A 26,711-nucleotide genomic window follows, 5' to 3' on the forward strand; every position below is an offset into this window, starting at 1 on the left:
CCCGATATGAAAGAACGCGCCATTGGGGAAGTGATCCTCGACCTGAAGAACATCTCGCTCTCCTTCGGGGCAATGCGGGTGCTGAACAACATCAGTTTTGACGTCCGCAAAAGCGAGATCCGCTCCATCATCGGACCCAACGGGGCCGGCAAGAGCTCCATGCTCAATGTGATCAACGGCGTCTATCACCCGCAGGAGGGGGAAATCAGCTTCCGCGGTGAAGTGCGCAAGCAGATGAAGGTGCATGAGGCGGCCGGATTCGGTATCGCCCGCACCTTCCAGAACATCGCCCTGTTCAAGGGCATGAGCACCCTGGACAACATCATGACCGGGCGCAACCTGAAGATGAAATCCAGCATGTTCTCACAGGCCATCTATTGGGGAAAAGCGCAGAAAGAGGAGATCGAACACCGCCGGAAGGTGGAAGAGATTATCGACTTCCTGGAGATCCAGGCCATCCGCAAGACCCCGGTGGGCCGCCTCCCCTACGGCATGCAGAAGCGCGTGGAGTTGGGCCGGGCACTGGCGGCGGAACCGGAAATTCTGTTGCTGGATGAGCCGATGGCCGGCATGAACGTGGAAGAGAAGGAGGATATGTCACGCTTCGTACTCGATATTAACGACGAATTCGGCACCACCATCGTGTTGATCGAGCACGATATGGGCGTGGTGATGGATATTTCCGATCGCGTGGTAGTGCTCGACTATGGCCGTCAACTGGCCGATGGCACACCCGACGTGGTGCGCAACAACCAAGACGTGATTGATGCCTATCTTGGCGTTTCACACTAATTCGGGAGAGAAATAATGCGCCTCGAACGCGATGTCATATACATCATCCTTGCTTCACTCCTCCTGATGGTGGCCATCCCATGGATGGCCGGCACATTGTCAGAGGATATCTTCTTTGAATGGCCCTTCTTCTTTGAAGTCGCCATCGGCGGCCTGCTGTCTGGCGTCATGTATTCCCTGGTGGCCCTTGGCTTCGTGCTCATTTTCAAGGCCTCCGGTGTGTTCAACTTCGCCCAGGGTGCCATGGTGCTGTTCTCCGCCCTGACCCTGGTCGGCTTGAACGAGATGGGGCTGCCGATGTGGCTCTCTGTCATCGTCACCCTGTTGGTGATGCTGGTGCTGGCCATTGCCATCGAGCGGGTGGTGCTGCGCTCCCTGGTGAACCAGGAGCACATCATCCTGTTCATGGCCACCATCGGTATTGCCTACTTTCTTGACGGCTTCGGCCAGACCATTTGGGGTTCTGAAGTAAAAAACCTGGATATCGGCTTTTCCCAGGAGCCCGGATTCTACTTTGACGGTCTGATCCTGATAAATGATTTCGACCTGATCGCGGCGGTTATTGCCGGCATCCTGGTGATTGTGCTGGCCCTGTTCTTTCAGTACACCCGCATTGGACGCGCCCTGCGCGCCGTGGCCGATGACCACCAGGCGGCCCTGAGCGTCGGCATCCCGCTGAAGCATATCTGGGTCATCGTCTGGGCAGTGGCCGGTATTGTGGCGCTGGTCGCCGGCATCATGTGGGGCAGCAAACTGGGGGTCCAATTCTCCCTGGCCCTGATTGCTCTGAAGGCACTGCCGGTGTTGATTCTCGGAGGATTCACCTCGGTGCCGGGGGCCATTATCGGCGGACTGCTGATTGGTGCCGGCGAAAAGCTGGCGGAGGTATTTATCGCGCCTATGATAGGCGGCGGCATCGAGGACTGGTTCGCCTACATGCTGGCGCTGGCCTTCCTGGTATTCCGTCCGCAGGGGCTGTTCGGCGAAAAGATCATCGAGAGGGTGTAACGCATGTTTTACCGCGAAGCTGGAGAGTTCAAGGCATCCTACAAGGCGGATCAGGCGATCCTGCCCATTCGTCAGGATCGCTGGTTCATATGGGCCATTTTGGCCATTGCCTTCCTGGTGATCCCAACAGTATCAAGTGATTACTGGCTGGGCACCATCATGCTGCCGTTCCTGATCCTGGCGCTCGCCGCACTGGGGCTCAATGTCCTGACCGGCTATGCCGGACAGTTAAGTCTCGGTACCGGCGGTTTCATGGCCACCGGCGCCTTTGCCGCCTATAAACTGGCCACCATGTTCCCGGGCATGCATATCCTGCTGGTGTTACTGTTCTCCGGCACCATCACTGCCGGGGTCGGTATTCTGTTCGGTATTCCATCCCTGCGCATCAAGGGCTTCTATCTGGCGGTGGCCACCCTGGCATCACAGTTTTTCCTGATCTGGATGTTCAACAAGTTTGGCTGGTTTACCAACTACAGTTCATCGGGCGTGATCACGGCTCCCCCCATGGCTGCGATTGGCGATGTGCTGGTTACCGGGGCATACGCCACCGTAACAGCCAAGTATCTGTTTACGTTGAGCATCGTTACGCTCCTTGCCCTGATCACCAAAAACCTGGTGCGCTCCAATATTGGACGTGAATGGATGGCTGTGCGTGATATGGATATCGCCGCGGAGATCATCGGCATCAAAATGCTGCCCACCAAACTGAAGGCTTTCGCCTATAGTTCTTTTTTATGTGGCATTGCCGGCGCACTCTGGGCCTTTGTACATACCGGATCGGTAGAACCACTGGCATTCGATGTCAACCGTTCCTTCCAGATCCTGTTCATGATTATTATCGGTGGTCTCGGCTCAATCATGGGTGCATTTCTCGGCGCTGCCTTTATCGTGCTGCTGCCGATCTTCCTGTCCAATGCGCCCCACTGGTTTGGTCTCGATATTCCGGTGGATCTCATATCACACATCGAAGCGATGGTTTTCGGTGCGTTGATTATCTTTTTCCTGATTGTCGAGCCGCACGGTCTCGCCCGGCTCTGGCAGATTACCAAGGAAAAACTGCGGCTCTGGCCGTTCCCTTATTGATTAAGGGTATTTAGACATGCAAGTTCAACAATCCGCTCAGGATAACTTGTAACTGTTCAGATGGAGGAAACAACGAGTGAAAATTAATAAAGTGAAAACCGGTATTATCGCTGCCGCAGTGGGTATGGCCAGCCTGATATCCACACCAACGGTCATGGCGGCAGATGCCCAGTACATCGGTTCGCTGGTATACCGGACCGGCCCCTATGCACCTGGCGGCATCCCCTGGGCTGATGGCTTTGCCGACTACATCAACCTGCTCAACGAGCGCGATGGCGGTATCAACGGCGTCAAGTTGAACCTGGAAGAGTGTGACACGGCCTATAACACCGACAAGGGTGTGGAGTGTTATGAACGACTTAAAAACAACGGTCCTACCGGTATGCCGGCTGTCATGCCGCTGTCGACCGGCATCACCTATGCCCTGCTCGATCGTGTGGTGGCCGACAAGATTCCACTGATCACCTCCGGTTACGGACGTGCTGATGCCGCTGACGGCACCATCTTCCCCTACGTGTTTGTGCCACCGGCAACCTACTGGGGTGGCGCGGACATTGCCATTAACTACATGGCCAGTGAGGAAGGGGGGTATGACAACCTGAAGGGCAAGAAGATCGCCCTGGTTTATCACGATTCCGCCTATGGCAAGGAGCCAATCAAGACCCTGGAAGCACTGGCCGGAAAACACGGCTTTGAGCTCTCGCTGTTCCCGGTACCGCATCCCGGTCTGGAGCAGAAGGCAACCTGGCTGAAGATCGGTCGTCAACTGCGCCCCGATTATGTACTGATGTATGGCTGGGGTGTGATGAACGCCACCGCCATCAAAGAGGCCGCAGCCGTCAACTTCCCACGTGAAAAGTTTATCGGTATCTGGTGGTCAGGTAACGATGTCGATATGGTGCCGGCCGGCAAGGCCGCTGTGGGTTACAAATCCCTGCAGTTCAACGGCGTAGGTGCCGACTTTGATGTGCACAAGATGATCAAGCAGGTGCTGTACGCTAACGGTAAGGGTTCAGCCGATTCTGAAGCCGGGATTGGTGAAGTGGCTTATAACCGGGGTCTGCAGAGTGCCGTTCTTCTGACTGAGGCCCTGCAGGGCGCCATGAACGAGTTTGGCAACAAGCCGGTAACGGGCGAGCAGGTGCAGTGGGCACTGGATCGTCTCGACATTGATGAAGCACGCCTGAAGGCCATCGGCGCCGAGGGTCTGTTTGACCCTATCAAGCTGAGTTGTGCGGATCATCTGGGTAAGGGTCGCGCCAAGATTACCCAGTGGGATGGTACCCAGTGGAAGGCCATTACCGACTGGATCCAGCCCAACAACGAGATGCTTGACGTCATGTACAAGGAGTCTGCGGCGGCCTACGCCAAAGAGAAAGGCATCACCCCCCGCGCTTGTAACTGATCGCGGTTATCGGTGGACCTGATCCACCGAACGAGGTCCCCGCGGCCTGAATGGCCGCGGGGACATCTCCCAACATACAGAGAATGAACAGGCACAGCATGACTGACAACGCACATGCCTTTTTAGAGGTCAACAACATCGAGGTGATCTATGATCACGTCATTCTGGTGCTGAAGGGTGTCTCCCTGGAGGTACCGAAAGGTGGCATTGTCGCCCTGCTCGGTGCCAACGGTGCGGGTAAGTCCACCACCCTCAAGGCCATCTCCAATCTGCTCGGTGCAGAACGTGGCGATGTCACCAAGGGCAACATCCTCTACAAGGGTGAGGCGGTTGAAAGCCTGAATCCATCAGACCTGGTGAGACGCGGTGTCGTACAGGTGATGGAAGGGCGTCACTGTTTTGAACATCTGACCATTGAAGAGAATCTGCTGACCGGCGCCTACACCCGCCGTGATGGTCGCAAGGCGATCGCCCAGAGTCTCGAAATGATCTACGACTATTTTCCCCGACTGCGCGAACGACGCAGCAGTCAGGCCGGTTATACCTCCGGTGGTGAACAGCAGATGTGCGCCATCGGTCGCGCCATGCTGGCACAACCGGAGATGATCCTGCTGGACGAGCCCTCCATGGGCCTGGCTCCTCAGCTGGTCGAAGAGATCTTCGAAATCGTCAAAAAACTGAATCAGAATGAAGGCGTCAGTTTCCTGTTGGCGGAACAGAATACCAACGTCGCACTGCGCTATTCCGACTATGGCTACATCATGGAGAATGGGCGCGTGGTAATGGAAGGCAACGCCAAAGAGCTCAGCGAGAACGAAGACGTCAAGGAGTTCTACCTGGGCATCTCCACCGAGGGACGCAAGAGCTTCCGCGATGTAAAGAACTATCGCCGTCGCAAGCGCTGGCTGTCGTAACCTCTTTTCTGGTGACGACCGTGGGTCGTCACTGATTCCATCAAGGCTGTTTCACGGGTATCTGAGCCAAACAGATGCCGGGCAGCCGGAGGCATCCAGGCGCAAACACAAGGCCTGTTTGAACCGGACTGACTAATCACATCGGATGCGGGCTGTATCATGACAAACTATTACGACGAACTGGAAACCCAGGATCCCCGGACACGACAGCAGTCGCTGATCAAGGCCGTCGCCGCCCAGGTTGCCCACGCCAAAGCCGAGGCTCCGGCCTACGGCAGGATTCTGGCCGATATTGACCCGGCCGATATAACCTCCACAGAGGCGATAGCCCGGCTGCCACTCACCCGTAAGTCGGCGTTGATCGAACTGCAGCAGAGTTCCCGCCCCTTTGGTGGCATGGCCGCTGTCAAGTCACCCCAGCTTGCCTATGTGTTCGCCTCGCCCGGCCCGATCTACGAACCGGGCTCAAAGCGCCAGGACTTCTGGCGTTTCGCACGAGCCCTGTTTGCTGCCGGCTTCAGAACGGAAGAGCTGATTCATAACTGTTTTTCCTACCATTTCGTACCGGCCGGTGCCATGCTCGATAGCGGCGCACACGCCCTGGGCTGTTCGGTCATTCCTGCCGGTGTTGGCCAGACCGAACTTCAGGTGCAGACCATCGTCGATCTCAGACCGGACGGCTACGTGGGCACCCCCTCTTTCCTCAAAATCATTCTGGAAAAAGCAGATGAGACGGGCGCGGATGTCAGCAGTTTGAAAAAAGCGCTGGTCTCGGGCGAGGCGCTCCCTCCCCCCTTGCGTGATGGATTCAAAAAAAGAGGCATACAGGTCCTGCAGTGCTACGCCACCGCCGATCTCGGTGTTATCGCCTATGAAACCGCAGCGATGGAAGGACTGGTGATTGATGAAGGGGTGTATGTTGAAATTGTCCGTCCCGGCACCGGTGAACCGGTCGCCGATGGCGAGGTGGGCGAAGTGGTAGTAACCAGCCTCAATCCGGACTACCCGCTGATCCGCTTTGCAACCGGTGATCTCTCAGCCATCATGCCGGGAATCAGTCCCTGTGGCCGCACCAACCGCCGCATCAAGGGCTGGATGGGACGTGCCGACCAGACTGCCAAGGTACGGGGCATGTTCATTCATCCGGAACAGGTGGCCCGGGTCATCAAACGGCACCCGGAGATCCACAAGGCACGGCTGGTAGTCGAGTGGATCAATGAGAGCGATCAGATAACCCTGCAATACGAAGCGGAGACCGCATCACCTGAACTCGACAAGGCCATTGCCGAGAGTATCCGGGATATCTGCAAGGTCCGCGGCGAAACAGACCGCCTGCCCCGCGACTCCCTGCCCAATGACGGCAAGGTGATTGACGATATCCGCAAGTACGACTGATTTGATAGGCACCACTGCGCCTGGCACATTCTGTTGCTGTGACCATCAGGCTGGATAAGCTGACCGCCAGCTTGCGAACCGCATTATTCCAATAAAAATACAGGCTAAACTGTATTTTTCTGGCAAAATAGTCCGATGAAAAACCAAAGCTTTCTTGCCGGCTATCGAGTACTGGACCTGTCCCAGTATATTCCCGGCCCCTTTGCCACCCGGATGCTTTCCGATCTGGGTGCCGATGTGATCAAGGTGGAGCCACCCCGTGGCGATCCCATGCGCAACTTCATGCTCTCGGACAACGCCACCCCTTCGGCGCTCTACCGGCACCTGAATCGCGGCAAACGGGTCGTCAGGCTGGATCTGAAATCAGACGCCGGAAAGACTGAACTGAGCCGGCTACTGAAACAGGCCGATGTGCTGCTTGAATCCTTCCGGCCCGGGGTAATGGAGCGGCTCGGTTTTGACCGAACCCGGCTGGAGCTGCTTAATCCGCAGCTCATCCATTGCGCCCTCTCCGGATTCGGCCAGAATGGTCCTTACCGTGATCACGCCGGACACGACCTGACCTACTGCGCTGCCAGCGGCGCATTGAGTGCCACCGGCACCCTCTCCCAGCCGATGATTATCTTTCCGCCCCTGGCGGATCATGCCGGGGCCATGCAGGCGGTAACCGCTATCCAGTCGGCCCTGCTGGGCCGGGTGAAAAGCGGTAAGGGAGCATTCATTGATATCAGCCTGTTCGACTCGGCCATGGCCTGGCAATACCTGGGCCTGAGCGAAGCGAAAGAGAACGCCGGACTGCAGCGTGAGCAACTCCTGCTGAATGGCGGCGCGGCCTGCTACAACATCTATGAAACGGCGGACAACCAGTTTCTCGCCCTGGCGCCGCTGGAGGCTAAATTCTGGCGCGCCTTCTGCGAGGCGGTGGACAGGCATGCCTGGATACCACGACAGCTTGAAAACATGCCCCAGACCGCCCTAATTCAGGAGCTGCGCGAACTGTTCCTCTCCCAACCGCTGGAACACTGGCAGCATCTCCTGGGTGATGTGGACTGCTGCTTTGAGACCATCCCCACCCTGGATCAGGCCAAGAACCATCCGCAGGTGGAGGCCCGGGGTCTACTGAACAATTGGGAACCGGCCTATCCAGCCTGGATCAATGGCGCGCCCTGTCGATTGCCAAACCGGCTGATCGAGATTGGGGATGGAGAGAGTGTGGAGTGGCTGGCCGAAGAGCCCTGAGTAGCGCATTCCACATTGCAGGAGCGGCTTCAGCTGCGAATGGCGATTGATTTGGCGCCCCTGTCGCGGCTGAAGCCGCTCCTACGGTTGATAGTTAGCCGGTTGGGGTGAGTCACGACCCCCAACATCACCACCGTTAACCAATCCGGATCGCCGGCAAGACCGGTTTCTCCAGCCGTACCTTCCATTCCGGCGCAATCACCCGGGCATCACCCTTGGCCACCAACACACCCTCCTGGTTGTGCACCTGACAATCCAGGGAGACGTGGCGTTTGGCGTCATCCAGCTTGCCGGTCACGGTCAGTTGCACGGTGATCTCATCGCCGGGCCTGACCGGGCGGCGAAACTGCAGATTCTGCTCCAGATAGATGGTTCCGGGCCCGGGAAGCACCGTGGCCACGGCAGCGGAGATCACCGAACCGGTCCACATGCCATGGGCGATACGGCCTTTAAATGGGGTATCCCGGGCAAACGCCTCATCCAGATGTACCGGGTTGACGTCTCCAGATATGCGGGCGAACAGCACCAGATCATCCTCCGTCAGGGATTTGCTGAAACTGGCGGCCGTACCAACTTCCAGTTCTCGATAGGGTATATTTTCCATTGTAGACATACGGGGCTCCCCGGTTCTGAAAAAAATATGCCGGGAAGGTTAAACCATTATTGTGGTTTTATATCCTGTGTCCCAGCTTGCGCAGATGCTGCCTGACGTTCTGCTCAGCCAATGGTATCAGCTTCTGATTAATGCCACGGTAGAGTCTTTTCACTATCTGATTCAGGTCATCTCCCTGTTCCAGCCGGGTGCGAATCTGAGCCTCCCGCTCCTGACGATGTTGCAGGGTCTTCTCCAGCAGATGGGTGCCACCAATGGGAATGCCGTGAGATGAGACTATGGCCCTGGGTTGCAGGTCGATAATCCGTTGCAGGGTGTCGAAGTAATCCTGCATATTCCCTTCCGGTTCGGGTATTACCACCGTCGCCAACGGCTGCACCAGGTCGGCCACAAAGAACCAGGACATATCGGTCGGCGCCAGTCCGATCATGCCATCATCGTGTCCCGGGAGTTCATAGCAGTGCACATCCCGACCCAACCACTGAGTCAGCCGGGTTCCCTCCTCTACGTGGACAATCTCGATCCCGTCCAGGTAGTCGGTGCCATTGCATACCAGTAGACGCTCCCGGGTCTTGCGGGAGCAGAGCATGGGCAGACCAAGCTGACGGGCGATTTCGGGTGATCGTTCATGGTGATCCCGATGGTGGTGGGTGATCAGAATACCATCCACCGGATACCGTTCCAGGGTATTGAACATCCGATCCAGTATTTCGTCCGAAGCCGGGGCCGGATCCACCAGATAACGTGGTGCGGCGCCGTCACCAATAATCAGCGCATAAGTGTATTCGGCGGGTGGCAGCGTGTTTGACCGGGTTGGGATATACCCGAGGCCCCGTATCATTTCCAGATAGGCAAGTTCGAGGTTTTCATCATAATCAAGATTGAACGGCTCAATTACGCTGGTTGTCAGATCTTTCGCAAATGCGCGTGCTGTGCGCATGACCGGTATCACCATCAAACCTTCACCGGACTCATAGCGTGCCAGGAACGCCTCCCGGTGCAACCAGTCCGACCAGGCAATCTCATTGCTGTCGGGACGAAACGCCGGTTTGGATTTCAACACGATTTTGTAATAGTGGGCGTGAAAGCGGACATGTTCGAACGACGGGGTAATGGCAATGCCCATCAGTTCGATCCGTTCCACCTGGTCCTGCTCAAGAGCCTGCTCCAGATCGAAACCCAGTTCCTCGTCCAGCTCCCGGATCAGAGCCCGAATGCGCTCCGGTTTAAACTCGGTAATCTGTGGATGGCTGTAGTCATATCCGGCATCCTCGTCATCCACCTTGCCACCGGGAAAAGCATAATAACCGGGAAAGGCGCGCAGGTAGTCCTGGCGTTTGATCACAAACACCTCTTCACCATGTACAAGTACGGCAGTTACAGCATCACGCATTACACATTCCCGGTCCAGATCTGTTTCAGATGATACCATAGGGACCGGTCACCGGGAGCAATAGCACATTATCCCAGTGGTATTCACGCCTGAGTGGTCCAGGTCAAACCACATAGGCGCAGGGGAAATATTTCAGCATGGACTGGCATAACTCCATGCCCGGCAGACCAAATGCCATCCACTAGGGCTTTGCCGGTAGCCAACCACCGGTCGCCTGAAGCGGGCGCAGACGGTCCGGCTCACTAACCCAGGCAACCAGTGCATGACGCTTGGCATCGGTCGGCCTGATCTCCGGCAGTTGCATCTGCCAGTTCAAATCCGCTGCGTCGCTTGCACTCATACCCACCACGACAAACTCGTGCGCCAGTTGACGTCCGCGATTTTCACCCGCCGCTATTTCGCTGGTCAGGCCAAAGGCCAGGATTGCCAGATGCAGGCGCATTTCGCCCGCCGGTTTGCTGGTCGACGCAAACCGGACCGTTACATGGTTACCGGTGACCTCCAGTGTCAATGCACCCGGCGTTTCATCCGCCACGCCGGGACGCTGGCGAGACCAGCTCCGCCACTCCTCACCATTGAGCAGCACACCCGGCGTATAGACCGTGCGGATACCCCCCTCCTGCTGATAGCGATACTGGCGGTCGGAAAAGCGCGATTGGGCAAAACGGTCCTTCCAGCCGATGTAGTCCCAGTAATCCACATGAAACGCCACCGGGATCACCCGATTCCAGAGGTCTTCATCCTTAAGGAATCCATTCAGCCAGGCCTCCGCCGGCGGACAACTGCTGCACCCTTCCGAGGTGTAGAGTTCAACCAGGGTTACCCGCTGCTCACCACTGGAGATCTGCAAGGTTGCCGCAGACAGGTTGGCGCCGGCCAGCACCAACAGTGCGAGCATCCAGGATACAGTCACTGTTTTTACAGTCATCATCGTTCCTCCTTCAGCAACCGGTGACGACGCTGCATCGGCAGCATGCGCCCTGACAGGTCGCTGAGCTTCGAGCGTATCCGGGGCGGCAGCCGGAACAGCATCAGCCCCAGGAACAGCGTCAGATAGAGTAGCGGTGACAGGGTGTCCGCCTTCACCAGCCAGAGATAGTGCAGCACCCCGCCCAGACCGCAGAGATACACCAGCCGATGCAGCCGTTTCCAGCGCCTGCCGCCCAGCAACCGGATGATCCGGTTGTGCGAGGTGGCCGCCAGCGGAATCAGCAGCAGGAAGGCGCTGAAACCCAGGATGACATAGGGGCGTTTCACCACGTCCGCGAAAATTGCGCCGATATCCAGCCCATGGTCCAGCACGGCATAGGTGGCGAAATGGAGCAGCGCATAGAGAAAGCTGTAGAGCCCGGTCATGCGGCGCAGGCGTACAAAATCATTAATGCCTGTGACCCGGCAGAGCGGCGTAATCGCCAGGGTGAGCAGCAGCAGACGCAACGCCCAGAGCCCGGTCTGGTGGGTAATGGTCTCCACCGGGTTGGCCCCCAGAGTATCGGCAAAGCCCCGCTGTACCAGCAGTGCCAACGGCAGCAGCAGCAGGAAAAACAGTGCCGGCTTGAGCATCCGGGTTATGATCTGTGCACGCGTCATCCAGGCCGTTCCCGATTAAAAATATTTTTTCAGATCCATGCCGCTATAAAGCGACGCCACCTGATCGGCATAGCCGTTGAACATCAGGGTCTCCTGCTTCAGCCAGTTGCCGATGCGCCGTTCCTTCTTCTGGCTCCAGCGCAGATGATCCACGTTCGGATTCACATTGGAGTAGAAACCGTATTCCGACGGCTGTACCTGGTTCCAGGTACAAACCGGCTGCTCCTCGGTGAAGCTGATACGGACAATTGACTTGATGCTTTTGAAGCCGTATTTCCACGGCACCACCAGGCGCAGCGGCGCACCGTTCTGGTTCGGCAGTTCGGCGCCGTACATGCCGACCGCCAGCATCGCCAGCGGATGCATCGCCTCGTCCATGCGCAGTCCTTCCCGGTAAGGCCACTCCAATACGCGCCGCTTCTGCCCTGGCATACGTTCCGGATCGTGCAGGGTATAAAAGGCCACATATTTGGCCCTGGAGGTAGGCTGGAAACGCTTCAGCGCATCCCCCAGGGAAAAACCGACCCAGGGGATCACCATCGACCATGCCTCAACACAACGCAGCCGGTAGATACGCTCCTCCAGCGTATGGGGACGCAGAAAATCCTCCAGATCATAGGTTCCCGGCTTTTCACAGGCCCCATCCACCACCACCGACCAGGGGCGGGGCACAAAGGCTTGGGCATGCTCCTTTGGATCACTCTTGCGGGTGCCGAATTCGTAGAAGTTGTTGTAGCTGCTGGCGTCATCGAAATCCGTCAGTTTCTCAGCGCTGCTGAAGGGACTCTGTATCCGGCCGGGAAACGGTTGACGGGTCGCTCCCTCGGCCCAGGAGTTTTTCACCCAGGGCAGTCCGGCCAGCGCGGAAGCAACACCAATGCCCAACAGACCGCTGTCACGGATGAACTGCCGTCGGTTCAGATAGATGGCCTGATCGGTAATCTCGGAAGGTTTGATAGTCTCGGGCTTCTTAATCAGCATATTGGTATTTCCGGTGATATTGCCTTTACATAAGTATGGGAGAGACTATGCAGAAAACAGCTCACCCAGACATCGTGCAAACATCACAATTTGATAACATTTGGCCCAGAAGGCTGCTGCCGACTACCATCATACAGGGGTGACACCAGAGACGCCGGGATGGCGTACACTTCCCATATATCGGATAGCAACGGTTTTCAACATGACGACAATGCAGGCGCTGGTAAAAGCGGAAGCCAGGGAAGGGATCTGGCTGCGGGAGGTTCCCCGGCCGGGAATCGGCATCAACGATGTGCTGATCAGAATAAAACGCACCGCCATCTGCGGCACCGACATGCATATCTACAACTGGGACAGTTGGGCGCAGAAGACCATTCCGGTACCGATGGTGGTGGGCCATGAATTTGTCGGTGAAATTGTCGAAGTGGGCAGCAATGTGATTGATTTCAGCCCGGGTGAGATCGTCTCCGGGGAGGGTCATGTGGTGTGCGGACGCTGCCGCAACTGCATGGCCGGCCGGCGTCACCTCTGCGCCCACACCAGCGGCATCGGCGTCAACCGAACCGGCGCCTTCGCCGAGTACCTGGCACTGCCCATGTCCAACGTCTGGGAGCATCGCCCGGGCATCGACCTGGATGTGGCGGCCATCTTTGATCCCTTCGGTAATGCGGTACACACCGCCCTGCAGTTCGATCTGCTGGGGGAGGATGTGCTGATTACCGGTGCCGGGCCGATTGGCGCCATGGCCGCGGCGGTCTGCAAGCATGCCGGGGCCCGGCATGTGGTGATTACCGACGTCAATCCCTGGCGATTGGAGCTGGCTCAACGGCTGGGCGCGGATCGCACGGTGGATGTGCGCAAGGAGAGCCTGGAGGATGTGAAACGGGAGCTGCACATGACCGAGGGTTTCGATGTGGGGCTGGAGATGTCCGGCAATGCCGACGCTTTCAACCAGATGATCAGCCACATGTGCCATGGCGGCAAAATCGCCCTGCTCGGCATTGTCGGCGAAGAGACAAAGATCGACTGGAACACGGTGATCTTCAACATGCTCACCATCAAGGGAGTCTATGGCCGGGAGATGTACGAGACCTGGTACAAGATGTCGGTGCTGATCGAGGCAGGCCTGGATATCGCCCCCATCATCACCCACCACTACCACTATACCGAATTTCGGGCCGGCTTCGACGCCATGCTGTCGGGACAGGCCGGTAAAGTGATATTGAACTGGGAAGCGTAATGTACGGACAATTTCAGCAACATTTGCAGCAGCAGCTCGACGCGATCCATAAAGCCGGGCTGTATAAGGATGAACGGGTCATCTCCTCTCCACAGGGAACCCATGTCTCGGTAAGCAGCGGCGCAGAGATCCTCAACCTCTGCGCCAACAACTATCTGGGACTCGCACAACATCCGGCCATCCGTAATGCAGCGGCGCGGGGACTGGAAACCTGGGGCTATGGACTCGCCTCTGTACGCTTCATCTGTGGCACCCAGGCCATCCACAAGACCCTGGAGACACGCCTCAGCCGGTTCCTCGGCATGCAGGACACCATCCTCTACCCCTCCTGCTTCGACGCCAACGGCGGCCTGTTCGAGACCCTGCTGGGAGATGAGGATGCAGTCATCTCCGACGAGCTCAACCATGCCTCCATTATCGACGGCATACGGCTCTGTCCCGCCCGGCGTTACCGTTATAAAAACAGTGACATGGCCGATCTGGAGCGGCAGCTGCGACAGGCGGATGCCGCCGGCGCCCGCTTCAAACTCATCACCACCGATGGCGTCTTCTCCATGGACGGCTATTACGCCCAGCTGGACCGGATTTGCGACCTGGCAGAGCAGTACAACGCACTGGTCCATTTCGATGACAGTCATGCCGTCGGTTTTGTGGGCGCAACCGGACGCGGCACCCATGAACATTGCGATTGCATGGATCGGGTGGATATCACCACCGGCACCCTGGGCAAGGCCCTCGGCGGGGCCAGCGGCGGCTACACCAGCGGCCGTCGGGAGATAGTGGAACTGCTGCGCCAGCGCTCACGCCCCTACCTCTTCTCCAATACCGTCGCGCCGCCGGTGGTGGCCGGTGCCATCGCCGCCCTTGATCTGCTGGAAGCTTCCGGTGAACTGCGTGAGCGGCTGGAGCAGAATACCCATCTGTTTCGCAACGGCCTGGAACAGGCCGGTTTCGACCTGTTGCCAGGCAGCCACCCGATTGTCCCGATCATGCTCTATGATGCGCCAAAAGCGGTTGAGTTTGCCCGACGCATGCTGGACCAGGGGATCTACGTCGTGGCCTTCTCCTATCCGGTGGTACCCCAAGGGCGGGCGCGTATCCGTACCCAGATCTCAGCGGCCCACACGCCTGAAGACCTGGCGTTCGCCATTGAGGCCTTCAGCCGGGTTAAGTGGGAAATGGGGATCTGATTGGCGACGATGTGTCGACACCGGGCGGATCACCCGGTGAGTGCCACATCCGTAACAGTCATGTCGCTGCGTATTCGGCCCACGGACAGGCCTCCTACACCGCTAAAGATGGACTAGCCGGAGCCAGCGTGGAGTTGTCGGAGCAGTTCATAGGCCTCGCGGATCTCAATGAAGCGTTCCTGATCACCCCCCTTGTCGGGATGATGAAGGGCAATCATTTGACGGTATCTGCGCTGTATCGTGGACCATGACGGCGCTTCGCACCCGGCCAGTCCGAGCAGGGTCAACGCCTCGGCCTGACGATCCACCGCATAATAGCGCTCCCAGAAACCCTGCAACAGATCAGCCACATCGGATTCGGAAGTCCGGTGCAGGTTGTCCCACTCCAGATAGTAGCGACGCAGCGGCTCATCCCGGGCGATCTCTGCCGCATGCCTGTCGGTACCCTCCCCGCTTTCCACAAACCGGATTAACAGGGGATCTATCAGCAGCAGAAGCCCCTCTTCCAGCAGTTTATCCTGCAATTGATAGAGCGCATTCATCACCAGAAAGTGTTTTTGAAACAGCGCCAGATCACCGCCTTGTGCCGTCCCGGAAAAGCATTCAGCCTGCTGCTTCAGCCGTTTAATCAACTCATGCTCGCTCAACCCCGAGGGTGACATTCGCAACAGTGAAAGGATGGGTGGAATCAGCGGGTTGTTATGCATGGCGTCATTATCCATACTTTCACTCCAGATCCCTACCTGATGCGGAAAATGCAACAATGTGCACCCTGGTTATCCTGTTTCAACCCGGACATCGCTGGCCCCTGATACTGGCCGGCAATCGCGACGAGATGCGCGACCGCCCTTCCTCACCGCCCGGCCAGCACTGGCCGGCACAGCCGGAGGTGACGGCCGGCCTGGATCATCTGGGAGGGGGCACCTGGTTGGGCATGAACCGGCAAGCTGTGGTGGCTACGGTAATGAACCGGGAGGGGACCCTGGGACCGGCCAGGGATAAAAAGAGTCGCGGGGACCTGGTACTGCAGGCACTGCAACATCCCACGGCAGAGGCGGCACTGCATGCCGTGCTTGCCCTGCCGACCGGTGATTATCGTGCTTTCAACCTGTTTATTGGCGACAGAGAAAACGCTTACTGGTTGCGCAACCGGGATGATGAGAGCGGACTGGAACATTTCACCATTCACCCGGGACTGCACATGCTCACCTCCCGGGAGCTGGATGACACCAGCCATCCGCGCATCCAGTTCTGGCTTCCACTGTTTCAGTCAGCCGCCCCCCCTGTGCCGGAACAGCAGACCTGGAGCGAATGGATATCGCTGCTTGCGGGGCGAATGAATACCGATTTTGCCAATCCCCATGCCGCCATGAACATGGACTTGCCGATGGGATTCGCCACGGTCTCCTGTTCGCTGATCGCACTCCCCCGATCACCGGATCAGGATCGCCCCATCTGGCTCTATGCCGATGGTTCTCCGGACCGGGCGGAATTCTCACCGGTCAGGATCGGTAGACCGGTTGACTGAGTGACCGATGGTTCGATACATCATGGCAGGTGTAAATTTCCAGTCATGGGGGGTAATTTTCCTGAACCAAAGGTAAAATCGTCCGTATTGCAACAAGGTCAATAATTTTTTAATGGATGCAGCAGCAACCGGGGAGATGGGCATGCAGCATGACAGGCAACGTAATCCAGGGTGGGTCAGACTGATCTTTATCTGCCTGCTGTTATCCGCCGGCAGCGTTTCCGCCCAGGATTGGGTCTATACCGTGGTGCCGGGGGATAACCTGTGGAACTTCTGCCAGAAGTACCTGTACAAGGTCGGCTACTGGAAACAGATCCAGCAGATCAACAACATCAAGAATCCCAAGCGCATGCAACCCGGCACCCGGGTCAAGGTCCCAATGAAGTGGATCAGGGTGAACGCCGCGCATGCCGAGGTCGTTGCGGTACGAGGAGAAGCGATACTGATCAAGCCGGACGGAACCCGCCAAAATGACATCACACCCGGCACCCGCATCACCCTGGGGGACCGGCTCGAGACGGGACCGGAGAGCAATGTCGCGGTCCGTTTTGCCGACCAGTCGCTGATTACCCTGCACGCGGAGAGCAATATCCGCTTCGATCACCTCTCGGCCTATGGCGACACCGGCATGGTGGACTCACGCCTGCATCTGATTGACGGCCGGAGCGATACCCGCATTACCCCGGCCAGCGGACCGGGCAGCCGGTTCGAGATCCACACGCCCTCTGCCATCAGCGCGGTGCGTGGTACCGAATACCGGCTTTCCAACAGCCAGCAGGTCCAGGCTTCCACCTTTGAAGTATTGAAGGGAAAGGTAGCTGTCTCGGGTGAACAGCAGACCAAGCTGTTGCCGGCCAGTTTCGGCACCCGGGTGGAGGCCGGCAAACCACCCCTGCCGCCGCGCAAACTGCTCCCTCCCCCGACCATCGACGAACTGCCGGCAAAGATTGAACAGCTGAACTGGCCGATCACCTGGCAGGCCCTGGATAACGCCGCGGGTTATCGGGCGGAAATATCACAACAGGCGGATTTCATCTCGCCACTCTGGCAACAGCAGGTAACGGCCGCACGCGTCCCCCTGCCCGATCTGCCGGATGGGCGCTACTATTTCCGGCTCCGGGGCATTGATGATATCGGCCTTGAAGGGATCAACCAGGTTCAACAGTTCAATCTGGATGCCCGGCCACAACCGCCGATCCCGCTGTCGCCAAACAGCGGCCAGCTATTCAGGGGAGAGCAGCCCGATCTGAAGTGGAGCGACTCCTCCGACGCCGTCGCATATCGTCTGCAGATTTCCGACACTCCGGCATTTGACCATCTGCTGATCGACCGGGAGAACATTACCAGCACGGTTTTTGATACAGCTGAGTTCAAGGCGCCAGGCCAATACTACTGGCGCCTGTTTTCAATCGGCACCGATCAGGAACAGGGGCCCGTCAGCGACAGCAGGAGCTGGGAGATCAAGCTGATACCCGACAAGCCTGAAACCAGCCTGGCCATTTCTGAATCGGGCATCACCACCTCCTGGCGTCCGGGGATTGCCGGCCAGAGTTACCAGGTTCAACTGGCGACGGATGCCGATTTCACGACGCTGCTACAGGAAGCTTCATTGCAGGAGCCGCAATTCATATTGCAACCGGTATCAGGGCAGGTGCGCTACTTCCGGGTGCGCTACGTGGAGCCGGACGGATTTGAGGGGCCCTGGGGGGCGACACAACGGATTGATCCGACACCGGACAACAGTTGGATCTACACCATCCTGACCGGGGTTCTGGGTCTCCTGTTGATCTGATGCCGGCGACTATAATCTAACTGCCCCGGCAACTCCCTCGAGAGCTCCCGCCGGAAACTGGAGAAGTGACAATTCGCATGAACTGCGTCATAACCGCATGGGCCAGCCACGAAGCTGAGCTCCGACACTATCTGCGCAGACAATTGCAGGATTCGGCCTTGGCCGAGGATCTGTTGCAGGATACGTTCCTCAAGGCACTGGCAGAGGGTAGCCGTTTCTGCCAACTGGAGAACAGGCGTGCCTGGCTGTTCCGGGTGGCAAAAAACCGCCTGATCGACTACCACCGCACCCACAAGGCACACGAAACCATTGTCGGTGATCTGCCGGAATCACCTGCCAATGAAGCACCGGTGGTGGATGATCTCAGCCAGTGCCTGCCACGTGCGCTCACCGAGTTGTCGCCGGCGGACAGTGAAGTGATCAGGTTGTGCGATATAGAAGGCATCAGCCAGGCCGAATATGCCCGACTGAAGGGCCTCTCACCCGCCGGGGCCAAGTCCCGCATCCAGCGGGCGCGAAAACGTCTCAAATTACACTTGAAAGCTGCCTGTCAGGTTCGCTATGACGAGAACGGCAAGGTTTGCTGCTTCACCCCGCGCCCGCCCGACTCCACGCCAAAGCCATAACCCCGCGTCTCCTAGCGAGCGGCTTGAATCCGGCCTCCTGCTTTGCCCTACCTCCTCCATCCGTGGAGTCGTGTGCTTCGCGGTACAGGATCCTCCCCGGGGTGGATAGTAAAAAAAACTGCATCCTTCTGCCGCTGCCATCGTCTTCAGGTTAAAGACCACTGTGGTGACGATACTGTCTGGAGACCTTGCTAGTGAACGATACAGTCCAGGAAACACTGCGTAAAAGCCCGCTATCCAGAACTTTTTTCTGGCTGACGGGGCTGGCGGTTACCGTGCCGCTCTGGTTTCTGGTCTATTTCCACCTCACCGACTTCGCCAATTTCATCCTCTCCCTGACCGGCTATACGCGCAGCAGCCATCTCGGTGAGGCGATCCATTTCTTCTTCTATGACACCCCCAAGGTGCTGTTGCTGCTGATCGGTATTGTCTTCCTTATGGGCATTATCCAGACTTTTTTCGCCCCCGAGCGGACCCGTGCGCTGCTGGCGGGCAGGCGTCTTGGGCTGGGCAATACGCTGGCGGCACTACTCGGTATCGTCACCCCGTTTTGCTCCTGTTCGGCGGTACCACTGTTCATCGGTTTTCTCTCTGCCGGCGTACCACTGGGTATCACCTTCTCATTCCTGATCGCGGCACCCATGGTCAACGAGATTGCCCTGGCACTGCTGCTGGGCCTGTTTGGCTGGCAAGTCGCCGCGCTCTATCTCGGCCTGGGACTGGCAGTGGCGATCTTTGCGGGGCTGCTGATCGGCAGGTTGGGCATGGAGCGATACCTGCAGGATTGGGTGCGGGATATTCAGGCCGGTAACAACGTGCCGGTTAACACCGCCGGCATGCGCTGGGAGGCTCGATTCCAGGCCGGCTGGCAGCATGTCAAAGAGATTGTGGGCAAGGTCTGGCCCTATATCCTGATCGGTATCGCGGTCGGCGCGGCAATCCACGGCTACGTGCCGGAGGATTTCATGGCGACATTCATGGGCAAGGAGGCCTGGTGGTCGGTGCCCGCCGCCGTGGTCATGGGCGTGCCCATGTACACCAACGCCGCCGGTATCATCCCGGTGGTCGAGGCACTGATCGGCAAGGGCGCCGCCCTTGGGACTACCCTGGCCTTCATGATGAGCGTGATCGCCCTTTCGCTACCAGAGGTGCTGATCCTGCGCAAGGTGCTCAGGTTGCCACTGATCGCCACCTTCGTTGGCGTGGTCGCGTTTGGCATCCTGGTGGTCGGCTACCTGTTCAATCTGCTGATCTGACAAGGATCACTACGTTTCCGTTTAATTTTTCCATTAGGAGAATCTCAATGAAGACAATCAAAGTACTCGGCACCGGTTGTGCCAACTGCAAGACCACCCTCCGGTTGATTGAAGAGGCCGCCCAGGCTGCAGGGGTGGAGGTCACCCTAGAGAAGGTGGAGGAACTCAGTGAGATCATGAAATACGGCGTCATGAGCACGCCGGGCGTGGTGCTGGATGGCCAGGTGGTGCACGCCGGCGGTATCCCGTCGAAGGGGGCAATCGACGGCTGGCTGGCTGACAACCGCTGATGCGGATTGACCTGGCGCAGTCACGGGCCGATTAGTCTCAATCCACCGACAAACCGAAGCCAGCGGAACTATAGTTAAATCAGAAAGGAGGTCTTCGCCTCCTGGAGAGTTATCGTGACAGGTGTGATTAAGGACCAGACGGACTGCACGACGATACGGCTCGTCGCCAGCTATTTTTCACCCTTTGCACTTCCCCGCCTGGCTCCCGGGAAGCATGCCAGCCGGGGCGAACGGGAGCGGGTTCATCGGATTAACATGCTCAACCTGCAGCCCTTCATGCGACGCTACATATTCCGCTCGGGTCAACTGGTGGTGGGGTGCTTCATCGCCTCTCTGCTGTTCGCCAGCCTGCTGCCGTTTCCACCGCTGGCCATCGCCGCCAGTATTGGCGTCATCCTCGCGGTTCTGCACACGGTCCTGCTGATCTTTATGCAGCAATGGGTAAACCAGGTCGCTGCCCGTGAGGGGCCAAATAACGACCAGACCGAACGCTAGGAGTCCGTCGGACTTAACACTGATCTACTGCGGAAAAGCCGGACAAACTACTGGGACGGGTCAACCGAAGGAAGACCTGTCCTGCTTTTTCGAGTCCGATCACTGCTTCAGGGCACAACCGGCTAGAATGGCGCATGTTTGGGTGTGCGGGGGAACGGAATGGCATCACGGATATTCTCCATCCCGGTCACATAGTTCACTACTCGCTCAAAACCCATACCGAAACCGGCATGCGGGACAGTCCCGTAACGGCGCAGGTCCCGATACCAGCTCATATCCCCCTGGATGCCAAGTTGGGTGATTCGCCGGTCCAGTACATCCAACCGCTCCTCACGCTGACTGCCGCCAATAATTTCACCAATACCAGGCACCAATACATCCATGGCCGCCACCGTTTTCCCATCATCATTGAGCCGCATGTAAAAGGCCTTGATGGATGCCGGATAGTTCATCAGGATTACCGGACGCCCGACATGCTGTTCCGCCAGGTACTGTTCGTGTTCCGACTGAAGATCCAGCCCCCATTCGACCGGAAACACGAATGACTCTCCACAGCTGCGCAAGATATTGATCGCATCGGTGTATTCCATATATTCAAAATCACTTCGAATTACAGTCTCCAGCCGTTCAATCGCCTCCTTGTCGATCCGCTCGGCAAAGAAAGCCATATCGTCCTGCCGCTCGTCCAGCACCGCCTTGAAGATATATTTGAGGAAATCCTCGGCCAATCCGGCATTGTCGTTCAGATCGGCAAAGGCAACCTCCGGCTCGACCATCCAAAACTCGGCCAGGTGCCGGCTGGTATTGGAATTTTCCGCACGGAAGGTGGGGCCGAAAGTGTAAACCTTGCTCAGCGCAAGTGCGTAGGCCTCCGCATTCAACTGACCAGAGACGGTCAGGAACGCCTCACGGCCGAAGAAATCACCTTCAAAGTCAATTGCACCACCCGCGGATCGCGGCAGGTTGTTCAAGTCCAGCGTACTGACCCGGAACAACTCACCGGCCCCTTCACAATCACTGGCGGTGATGATCGGGGTGTTGACCCAATGATATCCCCTTTCATGGAAATACCGATGGATCGCGCTTGAAAGGGTCGTGCGTACGCGTGAGATGGCGCCGAAAGCGTTGGTGCGGGGGCGAAGATGGGCCACCTGACGCAGGTATTCGAAGGTGTGGCGCTTCTTGGCAATGGGATAGGTATCTGGATCATCCACCCAACCGATAACTGACAGCGCGCTCGCCTGGATTTCACAGGATTGACCCTTGCCGGCCGACTCGCTCAGAAGTCCGCTGATTTCCACGGCGCAGCCAGTGGTGATTTTCAACACATCACTACTGTAATTTGGCAGGGAGCTGGGCACCACCGCCTGGATGGTATCGAAGCAGGAGCCGTCATAGACATTGATAAAAGAGATGCCGGCCTTGGAGTCCCGCCGGGAACGCACCCAGCCACGAACAGTTACTTCATTTCCGATGGCGGTGCCACCGGAGAGCAGGAATTTGATATCACGATTGTGCATGCTAATCATCCGAATGTTCTGGGCGTATTATCCCGAGAGACCTCAGCGGGGGCTACCAGGCAAACGAACAAGCGCCTGGCGTACCACCGGTTCATCCAACCGGAGAGGATTCCGGAATTATACATGGTAGTTTGACGGGAGACATCGGTGGAAAAAAGGTCGGCAATTCAAACAGCAGACGATACGGTTCCGCTGGTATCAGGCATCCAGCTAGCGACCCGCTTCGGCAGGCTGTTCATTTGGCAGACGTTGATCATGCATCGCCTGCAACAGCTCCCGGGATTCATTCCGCAACTGTGAGGCCAACGCACTACTTCGAGGTCTTGTCAGAAGAAAGGAGTCCAGTGCACGCGCCGCCCTGGCGGCGTTTTGCCACTCGCCCGTCTGCGCATAATCGAGTGCGACCTTGGTGTAATATCGGCTGGCGGCGGTGAGCTGAAAGTCGATTAATTTTAACTGTAAGGCGGCTCGCTCGGAAACTGCCAACTTACGTCCGAAGGTCTGGCTATCCAGCAGCCCATAAATTTCGTTCAGACCGATGACATAGCGATTAAGCGAATCAACCGATGTGATGGCGGCAGAATTAACCGATGTGGATCCCTCCGGTTCTGTCCGGGCCCGTTCTTCCGCCTGCATGACCTGCTGACTGATGTGTGGTTTCCTGGGGAACACCTGGCGAATGGTAATATATCTGGCGAGGAGTTCATTGCGCAGTAATTTTCCAACACCGGAAGGCAAACCACCTCCCCGGCTCTTCTCCAGCGCCTCCTCGATCTGCTGAACACCGACCATCAAACGGTGCACCGCAAGACGCTTGGCGGCCATATACTGTTCATATTTTTGTGCCAGACTGCCAACCAGCAGCAACAGAAGCAGCAGCCCGCCAATTACCGCGAACAGGCGCAGATGATCAGGAATCAAATCCAACATCGTTGTTACGCCAACAAAAATTACCGGCCACGTCCGGATGAAATTGCCAGGCGGTCAACCCGCCCTTCATCATCAGGGATGACCGCTCAGAATCTCCTGTAGTTTGGCCGCCAGCTCGACCGGCTGGAATTTCGGCACATAGGCATCGGCACCCACACCTTTTCCCAACTCCTGATTGGCATCCGCGGATAGTGACGAGTGCATGATGACCGGAATACCGGCCAGTCGTGGATCCTGCTTGATATTCTTGGTCAATACATAACCATCCATTTCAGGCATCTCCACATCGGTTAGAATCACCTGGACATAGTCACTCACCTTATGACCGGTCGCCTCTGCCCGGTCCGCCAGATCCTTGATCTTCTCCCACGCTTCGGAGCCGTTTGACGCGCTCAGGTGTTTAACGCCGATATGGTTCAGGGTTCTGACAATCTGATCCCGGGCCACGGCGGAATCATCGGCAAAAAGTACCGTTACATCATCACGATCAAGCTTCTCGATACCTTCAAACAGCTCTTCACCTTCACCGAACCCTGAGGTCTTGGCCAGTACCATCTCGACATCCATGATCATCACGATGCGTTTGTCGGTCAACTCGGTCACAGCCGTCACCAGTCCACCGTGCTGCTGGGCCATCATGTTCGGTGGAACCTTCACATCCTCCCAGGCAAGCCGCACGATATTGTCCACCGAGTGCACCAGAAAGCCCTGCACATTCTTGTTATATTCCGTGACAATGAGAATACTGGGTTTTTGCTCGGAGTTGACTCCGCAGAATTTGGGCAGGTTAATGATCGGTATCATGCTGCCGCGCAGGCTGACCATTCCCTCCACCGAGGCGGGCATGTCCGGTGCACGTGTAATCTCCGGGATATGCATCACCTCCCGCACCTTGAAGACATTGACGCCGAAAGTCTCTTCTCTTCCAGTCACGGAGTCGCGACCCAAACTGAACAGCAGCACCTCCAGCCTGTTGGTGCCTGCCAATTGTGTGCGACTGTCTACAGAATCGATGAAATTTGCCATTACCTACCGCCAATCAATGGGTTGAAGTGCTTTGTTATGTTGTGCCTGAAGGGCCCGGTTCTAACTCCAGTTGAGTAAGATAGCGGCCGCTCAGAAGATTGCTTTAGTCAAATACATACCACGACAAATATTTCTTCTAATCAATTGTTTTGAATAACAATTAATCCTATATTCGAGGAATAAAAACTATCTGGATCACCTTTAAATTCGTATACATAAAGACAATCCATCTTATTTCATCGACACCTTGCATTGCGGGATAGAGGGTTGGCCAGGTTCAGTCATGAACATATCGACATTGGAGTTGGTGGACTATCTGGCCAACAATTGAGAACCAGTGCGTTAAATATTAACCGGGAATTGCCGTTATCTGGCTATCCTATGTATACAGGATCATTGCTCTTTACCGTCAGCACGGCTGCCCCGGGCACAGTAGGCCAGGCGCCTCTCGGGCTTAACACTGATCTGGTGCGGAAAAGCCCGACAAACTCCTAGACGGGAAAAAGCGACACTCCGGCCGGGTAGATCGGACATTCTTGAAACTATATGTGCCATACAACAGTTAACTGAGGATTCCAGATTTATGGAGCTATCGGTACAGCAAGCAGCACTGCTGGAGAAGTATGACCGCCAGGACATATTGGGGCTGATCCGCCTGGTCGATCAGATCAGGAATGCCCCAGACTATATGGCCACCTATCGGCGTCTGCTCGCCGCGGGAAAGCTGTCATCCTCATCGATAAAACAGGAGCAGCTGGCCGCCGCGCTGATCAGCGAGCTGGAAGATATCCTGAATGCCAGCGCCGAACGATCCATCCAGGCCAACTATTTCGAGGTCGGCGAACAGATCAGGAAAAAATTTGGCCCGGATGCCGCCGACGTCTACCTGGCATCCAAAATGCCGGACGACTTCCTCACGGCTATACGGCAGAACCCGGACCATGGCGACAACAAGAAACTGTCTGACGACCTGGTGGATGAATACAAGAGTGCCCTCATCCGTATAGAAAAGGGTCGCAGAACCATTTCTGACCTGCTGCAACCTTACAGCAATTTTCCACTGAAAAATGCCGCGCTTCTCAACGCCCAATTCAACCAGCTCTATAATCTTCTGAAGACCGATTACAAATACCTCTCGGTCAAGCCCTACCTGATGAAGATCGTCCAGTTAATGCTGGAGAAACAGCCCAGCCAGGTAAATGGCCCGGAGACTGAAGGGGAGCCGTCCGAATTCAATCTGTTCTGGGACTACCGGTCGAGTGGTATCGAGCCCACCATAGCGACTCAGGTGTCGTTACATCTGGCATTCATCAATCTGCTGAAATATATAAAAAAACATCAGCTATTACCGGACGAAATCCATCACAAGATTGCCGGCCAGATCTCACATGTTCTTCAATACAAAAGTTCTGACACATTGTCGCCAAAAGCGAGAAAAATATTCAGTGATCTGCTGGAACAGATTAACAATGATGAACCGGCGATTCTTCGCAAACTGGCGGCCACCTTCGTCGATGAGTACCTCTGTGCAGAGGAGCAGATGCGTATCCGCCACCGCATGATCGAAGGCGAACTGGCCTTCACCAATGAATTCCTGAAACAGATTGCACCCAGTGCCGACCAGCTGTCGGGAGAACATGAGGCAAAAGTCAAGATTGCCCTGGAGAAACTGATTTGCCTGAAAGAGGTGTTTGAACTCTCCACCAGACAAATGCAGAATGCGGCCAGCAAGCCCTTTGCTGAACTGGAACGGTCCGCTCTCAGTATCTCCACCGCCTTGAGCCCGACCCAACTGGCCAGTTGGATCAAGATATATTCCATTCTCTTTTCCAACGCCAACCTGTTGTCACACGGCAAGGCCATTGTTGCCAAAGAGCGTGCAATAGAACTGGAAAAGATGCGCAGCCTGATTTCCGATCTCACCACCTATCACCTGATACAGAATATTGCCCAGCTGAAAGTGGTGGTGGATCGATCCATCCTGGTGCCTGATGACGAGAAGATCGCTCAATTCAAACAGTTCAGCGATATTCTTAGAATTAAACTGCAAGGACTGATGGATCAGGAAAGGCAGAAGGAGAAATCACTCCGGGAGATGATCGATGAACTGGTTTTTCTGAACAACGAATCAGCCCAGTTCGTGATCGCCGAGACCTTCGCCGGATTTCAGGATATTGTCGATGCCTTCAATTCCGGTGTCAGCGACTATTTCGTACGCGACAAGGAGGCGCTGCTGAAGGAGTCCCGTGCCCTGTACAATGAAATATGCAATCAATGCCTCAAGGGCGTGATCAAGCGGCCCGTACTATTGCGACAACATAAAAGCGAAACCGTACCAGAGGCGCGAAAACGCTCTTGGCTCGGCCGTCTGTTTTCATAATGTCTACTACGCTCTCCATCAAATC

Annotated in this window: 25 protein-coding genes; 16 read left to right on the forward strand and 9 right to left on the reverse strand. The window is 56.7% G+C overall.

The genetic code is table 11. The features are described from left to right. Window positions 1–6: 6 nt before the first annotated feature. The 7 genes from A3GO_RS0114425 to A3GO_RS0114455 all read left to right on the forward strand — a co-directional run bounded on the left by A3GO_RS0114425 (window position 7) and on the right by A3GO_RS0114455 (window position 7,836). Window positions 7–792 carry an ABC transporter ATP-binding protein gene (locus tag A3GO_RS0114425; protein ID WP_029133994.1) on the forward strand — a complete coding sequence of 262 codons (786 nt, stop codon included), beginning with the start codon at window positions 7–9 and terminating at the stop codon, window positions 790–792. 15 nt (window positions 793–807) lie between these two features. Beyond that, window positions 808–1,800: a branched-chain amino acid ABC transporter permease gene (locus A3GO_RS0114430; protein WP_335340052.1), complete on the forward strand. Its 993-nt coding sequence runs from the start codon at window positions 808–810 to the stop codon at window positions 1,798–1,800. A gap of 3 nt (window positions 1,801–1,803) precedes the next feature. Then, window positions 1,804–2,883, forward strand: a complete 1,080-nt coding sequence (locus A3GO_RS0114435; protein ID WP_029133996.1) for a branched-chain amino acid ABC transporter permease — start codon at window positions 1,804–1,806, stop codon at window positions 2,881–2,883. 76 nt (window positions 2,884–2,959) lie between these two features. Continuing rightward, entirely contained in the window at window positions 2,960–4,288 is a 1,329-nt protein-coding gene (locus A3GO_RS0114440; RefSeq protein ID WP_321528063.1) for an ABC transporter substrate-binding protein, read from the forward strand. A 98-nt stretch (window positions 4,289–4,386) separates the two neighbouring features. Continuing rightward, the gene (locus tag A3GO_RS0114445; protein ID WP_029133998.1) at window positions 4,387–5,202 is read left to right on the forward strand and encodes an ABC transporter ATP-binding protein; all 816 of its coding nucleotides are present in this window, start codon (window positions 4,387–4,389) and stop codon (window positions 5,200–5,202) included. A gap of 159 nt (window positions 5,203–5,361) precedes the next feature. Beyond that, window positions 5,362–6,597: a phenylacetate--CoA ligase family protein gene (locus A3GO_RS0114450; protein ID WP_029133999.1), complete on the forward strand. Its 1,236-nt coding sequence runs from the start codon at window positions 5,362–5,364 to the stop codon at window positions 6,595–6,597. Window positions 6,598–6,732: 135 nt separating this feature from the next. Continuing rightward, window positions 6,733–7,836, forward strand: coding sequence for a CaiB/BaiF CoA transferase family protein (locus A3GO_RS0114455; RefSeq protein ID WP_029134000.1), 1,104 nt, complete (start codon window positions 6,733–6,735; stop codon window positions 7,834–7,836). 136 nt (window positions 7,837–7,972) lie between these two features. Here A3GO_RS0114455 and A3GO_RS0114460 read toward each other — a convergent pair whose 3' ends face one another. The 5 genes from A3GO_RS0114460 to msrP form a co-directional block, all read right to left on the reverse strand. Continuing rightward, a complete protein-coding gene (locus A3GO_RS0114460) occupies window positions 7,973–8,449 on the reverse strand; it encodes a MaoC/PaaZ C-terminal domain-containing protein (protein WP_029134001.1) in 477 nt (158 codons plus the stop codon). A gap of 58 nt (window positions 8,450–8,507) precedes the next feature. Then, window positions 8,508–9,842 (reverse strand): MBL fold metallo-hydrolase, encoded by a 1,335-nt coding sequence (locus A3GO_RS0114465; RefSeq protein WP_029134002.1) that lies wholly within the window; start codon window positions 9,840–9,842, stop codon window positions 8,508–8,510. Between the two features lie 181 nt (window positions 9,843–10,023). Continuing rightward, complete coding sequence (locus tag A3GO_RS24010; RefSeq protein ID WP_084610107.1) at window positions 10,024–10,773, reverse strand: DUF1223 domain-containing protein; 750 nt, start codon at window positions 10,771–10,773, stop codon at window positions 10,024–10,026. Then, window positions 10,770–11,432 (reverse strand): protein-methionine-sulfoxide reductase heme-binding subunit MsrQ, encoded by a 663-nt coding sequence (locus A3GO_RS0114475; RefSeq protein ID WP_029134003.1) that lies wholly within the window; start codon window positions 11,430–11,432, stop codon window positions 10,770–10,772. Before A3GO_RS0114475 ends, A3GO_RS24010 begins: the two co-directional genes overlap by 4 nt. Window positions 11,433–11,447: 15 nt before the next feature. Further along, window positions 11,448–12,413, reverse strand: a complete 966-nt coding sequence (gene msrP / locus A3GO_RS0114480; RefSeq protein ID WP_029134004.1) for a protein-methionine-sulfoxide reductase catalytic subunit MsrP — start codon at window positions 12,411–12,413, stop codon at window positions 11,448–11,450. Window positions 12,414–12,615: 202 nt separating this feature from the next. On the opposite strand from msrP, the gene tdh reads away from it, so the two are divergent. Continuing rightward, entirely contained in the window at window positions 12,616–13,653 is a 1,038-nt protein-coding gene (gene tdh, locus A3GO_RS0114485) for an L-threonine 3-dehydrogenase (protein ID WP_470406614.1), read from the forward strand. Then, the gene (gene kbl, locus A3GO_RS0114490) at window positions 13,653–14,843 is read left to right on the forward strand and encodes a glycine C-acetyltransferase (protein WP_029134006.1); all 1,191 of its coding nucleotides are present in this window, start codon (window positions 13,653–13,655) and stop codon (window positions 14,841–14,843) included. The genes tdh and kbl overlap by 1 nt, the downstream gene beginning before the upstream one ends. Before the next feature lie 113 nt (window positions 14,844–14,956). Here the strand turns inward: kbl and A3GO_RS0114495 are convergent, their stop codons facing one another. Next, window positions 14,957–15,565, reverse strand: coding sequence for a DNA-J related domain-containing protein (locus A3GO_RS0114495; RefSeq protein WP_029134007.1), 609 nt, complete (start codon window positions 15,563–15,565; stop codon window positions 14,957–14,959). A 41-nt stretch (window positions 15,566–15,606) separates the two neighbouring features. Between A3GO_RS0114495 and A3GO_RS0114500 the strand changes: the two genes are divergently transcribed. From A3GO_RS0114500 to A3GO_RS0114525, 6 genes are all read left to right on the forward strand, one after another. Then, window positions 15,607–16,371: an NRDE family protein gene (locus A3GO_RS0114500; RefSeq protein WP_029134008.1), complete on the forward strand. Its 765-nt coding sequence runs from the start codon at window positions 15,607–15,609 to the stop codon at window positions 16,369–16,371. A 112-nt stretch (window positions 16,372–16,483) separates the two neighbouring features. Beyond that, window positions 16,484–18,163 carry a FecR family protein gene (locus tag A3GO_RS0114505; protein WP_084610109.1) on the forward strand — a complete coding sequence of 560 codons (1,680 nt, stop codon included), beginning with the start codon at window positions 16,484–16,486 and terminating at the stop codon, window positions 18,161–18,163. A 77-nt stretch (window positions 18,164–18,240) separates the two neighbouring features. Next, entirely contained in the window at window positions 18,241–18,789 is a 549-nt protein-coding gene (locus tag A3GO_RS0114510; RefSeq protein ID WP_029134010.1) for a sigma-70 family RNA polymerase sigma factor, read from the forward strand. Between the two features lie 194 nt (window positions 18,790–18,983). Then, window positions 18,984–20,045: a permease gene (locus A3GO_RS0114515; protein WP_335340053.1), complete on the forward strand. Its 1,062-nt coding sequence runs from the start codon at window positions 18,984–18,986 to the stop codon at window positions 20,043–20,045. Window positions 20,046–20,092: 47 nt separating this feature from the next. Further along, window positions 20,093–20,335 (forward strand): thioredoxin family protein, encoded by a 243-nt coding sequence (locus A3GO_RS0114520; protein ID WP_029134012.1) that lies wholly within the window; start codon window positions 20,093–20,095, stop codon window positions 20,333–20,335. 114 nt (window positions 20,336–20,449) lie between these two features. Then, window positions 20,450–20,830 carry a hypothetical protein gene (locus tag A3GO_RS0114525; RefSeq protein WP_029134013.1) on the forward strand — a complete coding sequence of 127 codons (381 nt, stop codon included), beginning with the start codon at window positions 20,450–20,452 and terminating at the stop codon, window positions 20,828–20,830. A 122-nt stretch (window positions 20,831–20,952) separates the two neighbouring features. On the opposite strand, the gene asnS is transcribed toward A3GO_RS0114525, so the two are convergent. The 3 genes from asnS to A3GO_RS0114540 form a co-directional block, all read right to left on the reverse strand. Further along, window positions 20,953–22,350 carry an asparagine--tRNA ligase gene (gene asnS / locus A3GO_RS0114530; protein ID WP_029134014.1) on the reverse strand — a complete coding sequence of 466 codons (1,398 nt, stop codon included), beginning with the start codon at window positions 22,348–22,350 and terminating at the stop codon, window positions 20,953–20,955. A 210-nt stretch (window positions 22,351–22,560) separates the two neighbouring features. Continuing rightward, window positions 22,561–23,280 carry a hypothetical protein gene (locus A3GO_RS0114535; protein ID WP_029134015.1) on the reverse strand — a complete coding sequence of 240 codons (720 nt, stop codon included), beginning with the start codon at window positions 23,278–23,280 and terminating at the stop codon, window positions 22,561–22,563. A 72-nt stretch (window positions 23,281–23,352) separates the two neighbouring features. Continuing rightward, entirely contained in the window at window positions 23,353–24,306 is a 954-nt protein-coding gene (locus tag A3GO_RS0114540; RefSeq protein WP_029134016.1) for a chemotaxis protein, read from the reverse strand. 583 nt (window positions 24,307–24,889) lie between these two features. Between A3GO_RS0114540 and A3GO_RS0114545 the strand changes: the two genes are divergently transcribed. Then, on the forward strand, window positions 24,890–26,686 hold the full coding sequence (locus A3GO_RS0114545; protein ID WP_029134017.1) for a hypothetical protein: 1,797 nt from the start codon (window positions 24,890–24,892) through the stop codon (window positions 26,684–26,686). Window positions 26,687–26,711 lie beyond the last annotated feature (25 nt).

Source organism: Sedimenticola selenatireducens DSM 17993 (assembly GCF_000428045.1).
In the GTDB taxonomy this organism is placed as follows: Bacteria; Pseudomonadota; Gammaproteobacteria; order Chromatiales; family Chromatiaceae; genus Sedimenticola; species Sedimenticola selenatireducens.

Bases quoted from the DNA above. Each gene is read 5' to 3' on its own strand.
- A3GO_RS0114435 (WP_029133996.1), top strand. From the start codon at position 1,804: ATGTTTTACCGCGAAGCTGGAGAGTTCAAGGCATCCTACAAGGCGGAT.
- A3GO_RS0114445 (WP_029133998.1), top strand. From the start codon at position 4,387: ATGACTGACAACGCACATGCCTTTTTAGAGGTCAACAACATCGAGGTG.
- asnS (WP_029134014.1), bottom strand. From the start codon at position 22,350: ATGCACAATCGTGATATCAAATTCCTGCTCTCCGGTGGCACCGCCATC.
- A3GO_RS0114450 (WP_029133999.1), top strand. From the start codon at position 5,362: ATGACAAACTATTACGACGAACTGGAAACCCAGGATCCCCGGACACGA.
- tdh (WP_470406614.1), top strand. From the start codon at position 12,616: ATGACGACAATGCAGGCGCTGGTAAAAGCGGAAGCCAGGGAAGGGATC.
- A3GO_RS0114520 (WP_029134012.1), top strand. From the start codon at position 20,093: ATGAAGACAATCAAAGTACTCGGCACCGGTTGTGCCAACTGCAAGACC.
- A3GO_RS0114425 (WP_029133994.1), top strand. From the start codon at position 7: ATGAAAGAACGCGCCATTGGGGAAGTGATCCTCGACCTGAAGAACATC.
- A3GO_RS24010 (WP_084610107.1), bottom strand. From the start codon at position 10,773: ATGATGACTGTAAAAACAGTGACTGTATCCTGGATGCTCGCACTGTTG.
- A3GO_RS0114475 (WP_029134003.1), bottom strand. From the start codon at position 11,432: ATGACGCGTGCACAGATCATAACCCGGATGCTCAAGCCGGCACTGTTT.
- A3GO_RS0114510 (WP_029134010.1), top strand. From the start codon at position 18,241: ATGAACTGCGTCATAACCGCATGGGCCAGCCACGAAGCTGAGCTCCGA.
- A3GO_RS0114465 (WP_029134002.1), bottom strand. From the start codon at position 9,842: ATGCGTGATGCTGTAACTGCCGTACTTGTACATGGTGAAGAGGTGTTT.
- A3GO_RS0114535 (WP_029134015.1), bottom strand. From the start codon at position 23,280: ATGTTGGATTTGATTCCTGATCATCTGCGCCTGTTCGCGGTAATTGGC.
- A3GO_RS0114455 (WP_029134000.1), top strand. From the start codon at position 6,733: ATGAAAAACCAAAGCTTTCTTGCCGGCTATCGAGTACTGGACCTGTCC.
- A3GO_RS0114495 (WP_029134007.1), bottom strand. From the start codon at position 15,565: ATGGATAATGACGCCATGCATAACAACCCGCTGATTCCACCCATCCTT.
- A3GO_RS0114545 (WP_029134017.1), top strand. From the start codon at position 24,890: ATGGAGCTATCGGTACAGCAAGCAGCACTGCTGGAGAAGTATGACCGC.
- A3GO_RS0114460 (WP_029134001.1), bottom strand. From the start codon at position 8,449: ATGTCTACAATGGAAAATATACCCTATCGAGAACTGGAAGTTGGTACG.
- A3GO_RS0114500 (WP_029134008.1), top strand. From the start codon at position 15,607: ATGTGCACCCTGGTTATCCTGTTTCAACCCGGACATCGCTGGCCCCTG.
- A3GO_RS0114430 (WP_335340052.1), top strand. From the start codon at position 808: ATGCGCCTCGAACGCGATGTCATATACATCATCCTTGCTTCACTCCTC.
- msrP (WP_029134004.1), bottom strand. From the start codon at position 12,413: ATGCTGATTAAGAAGCCCGAGACTATCAAACCTTCCGAGATTACCGAT.
- A3GO_RS0114505 (WP_084610109.1), top strand. From the start codon at position 16,484: ATGGATGCAGCAGCAACCGGGGAGATGGGCATGCAGCATGACAGGCAA.
- A3GO_RS0114540 (WP_029134016.1), bottom strand. From the start codon at position 24,306: ATGGCAAATTTCATCGATTCTGTAGACAGTCGCACACAATTGGCAGGC.
- kbl (WP_029134006.1), top strand. From the start codon at position 13,653: ATGTACGGACAATTTCAGCAACATTTGCAGCAGCAGCTCGACGCGATC.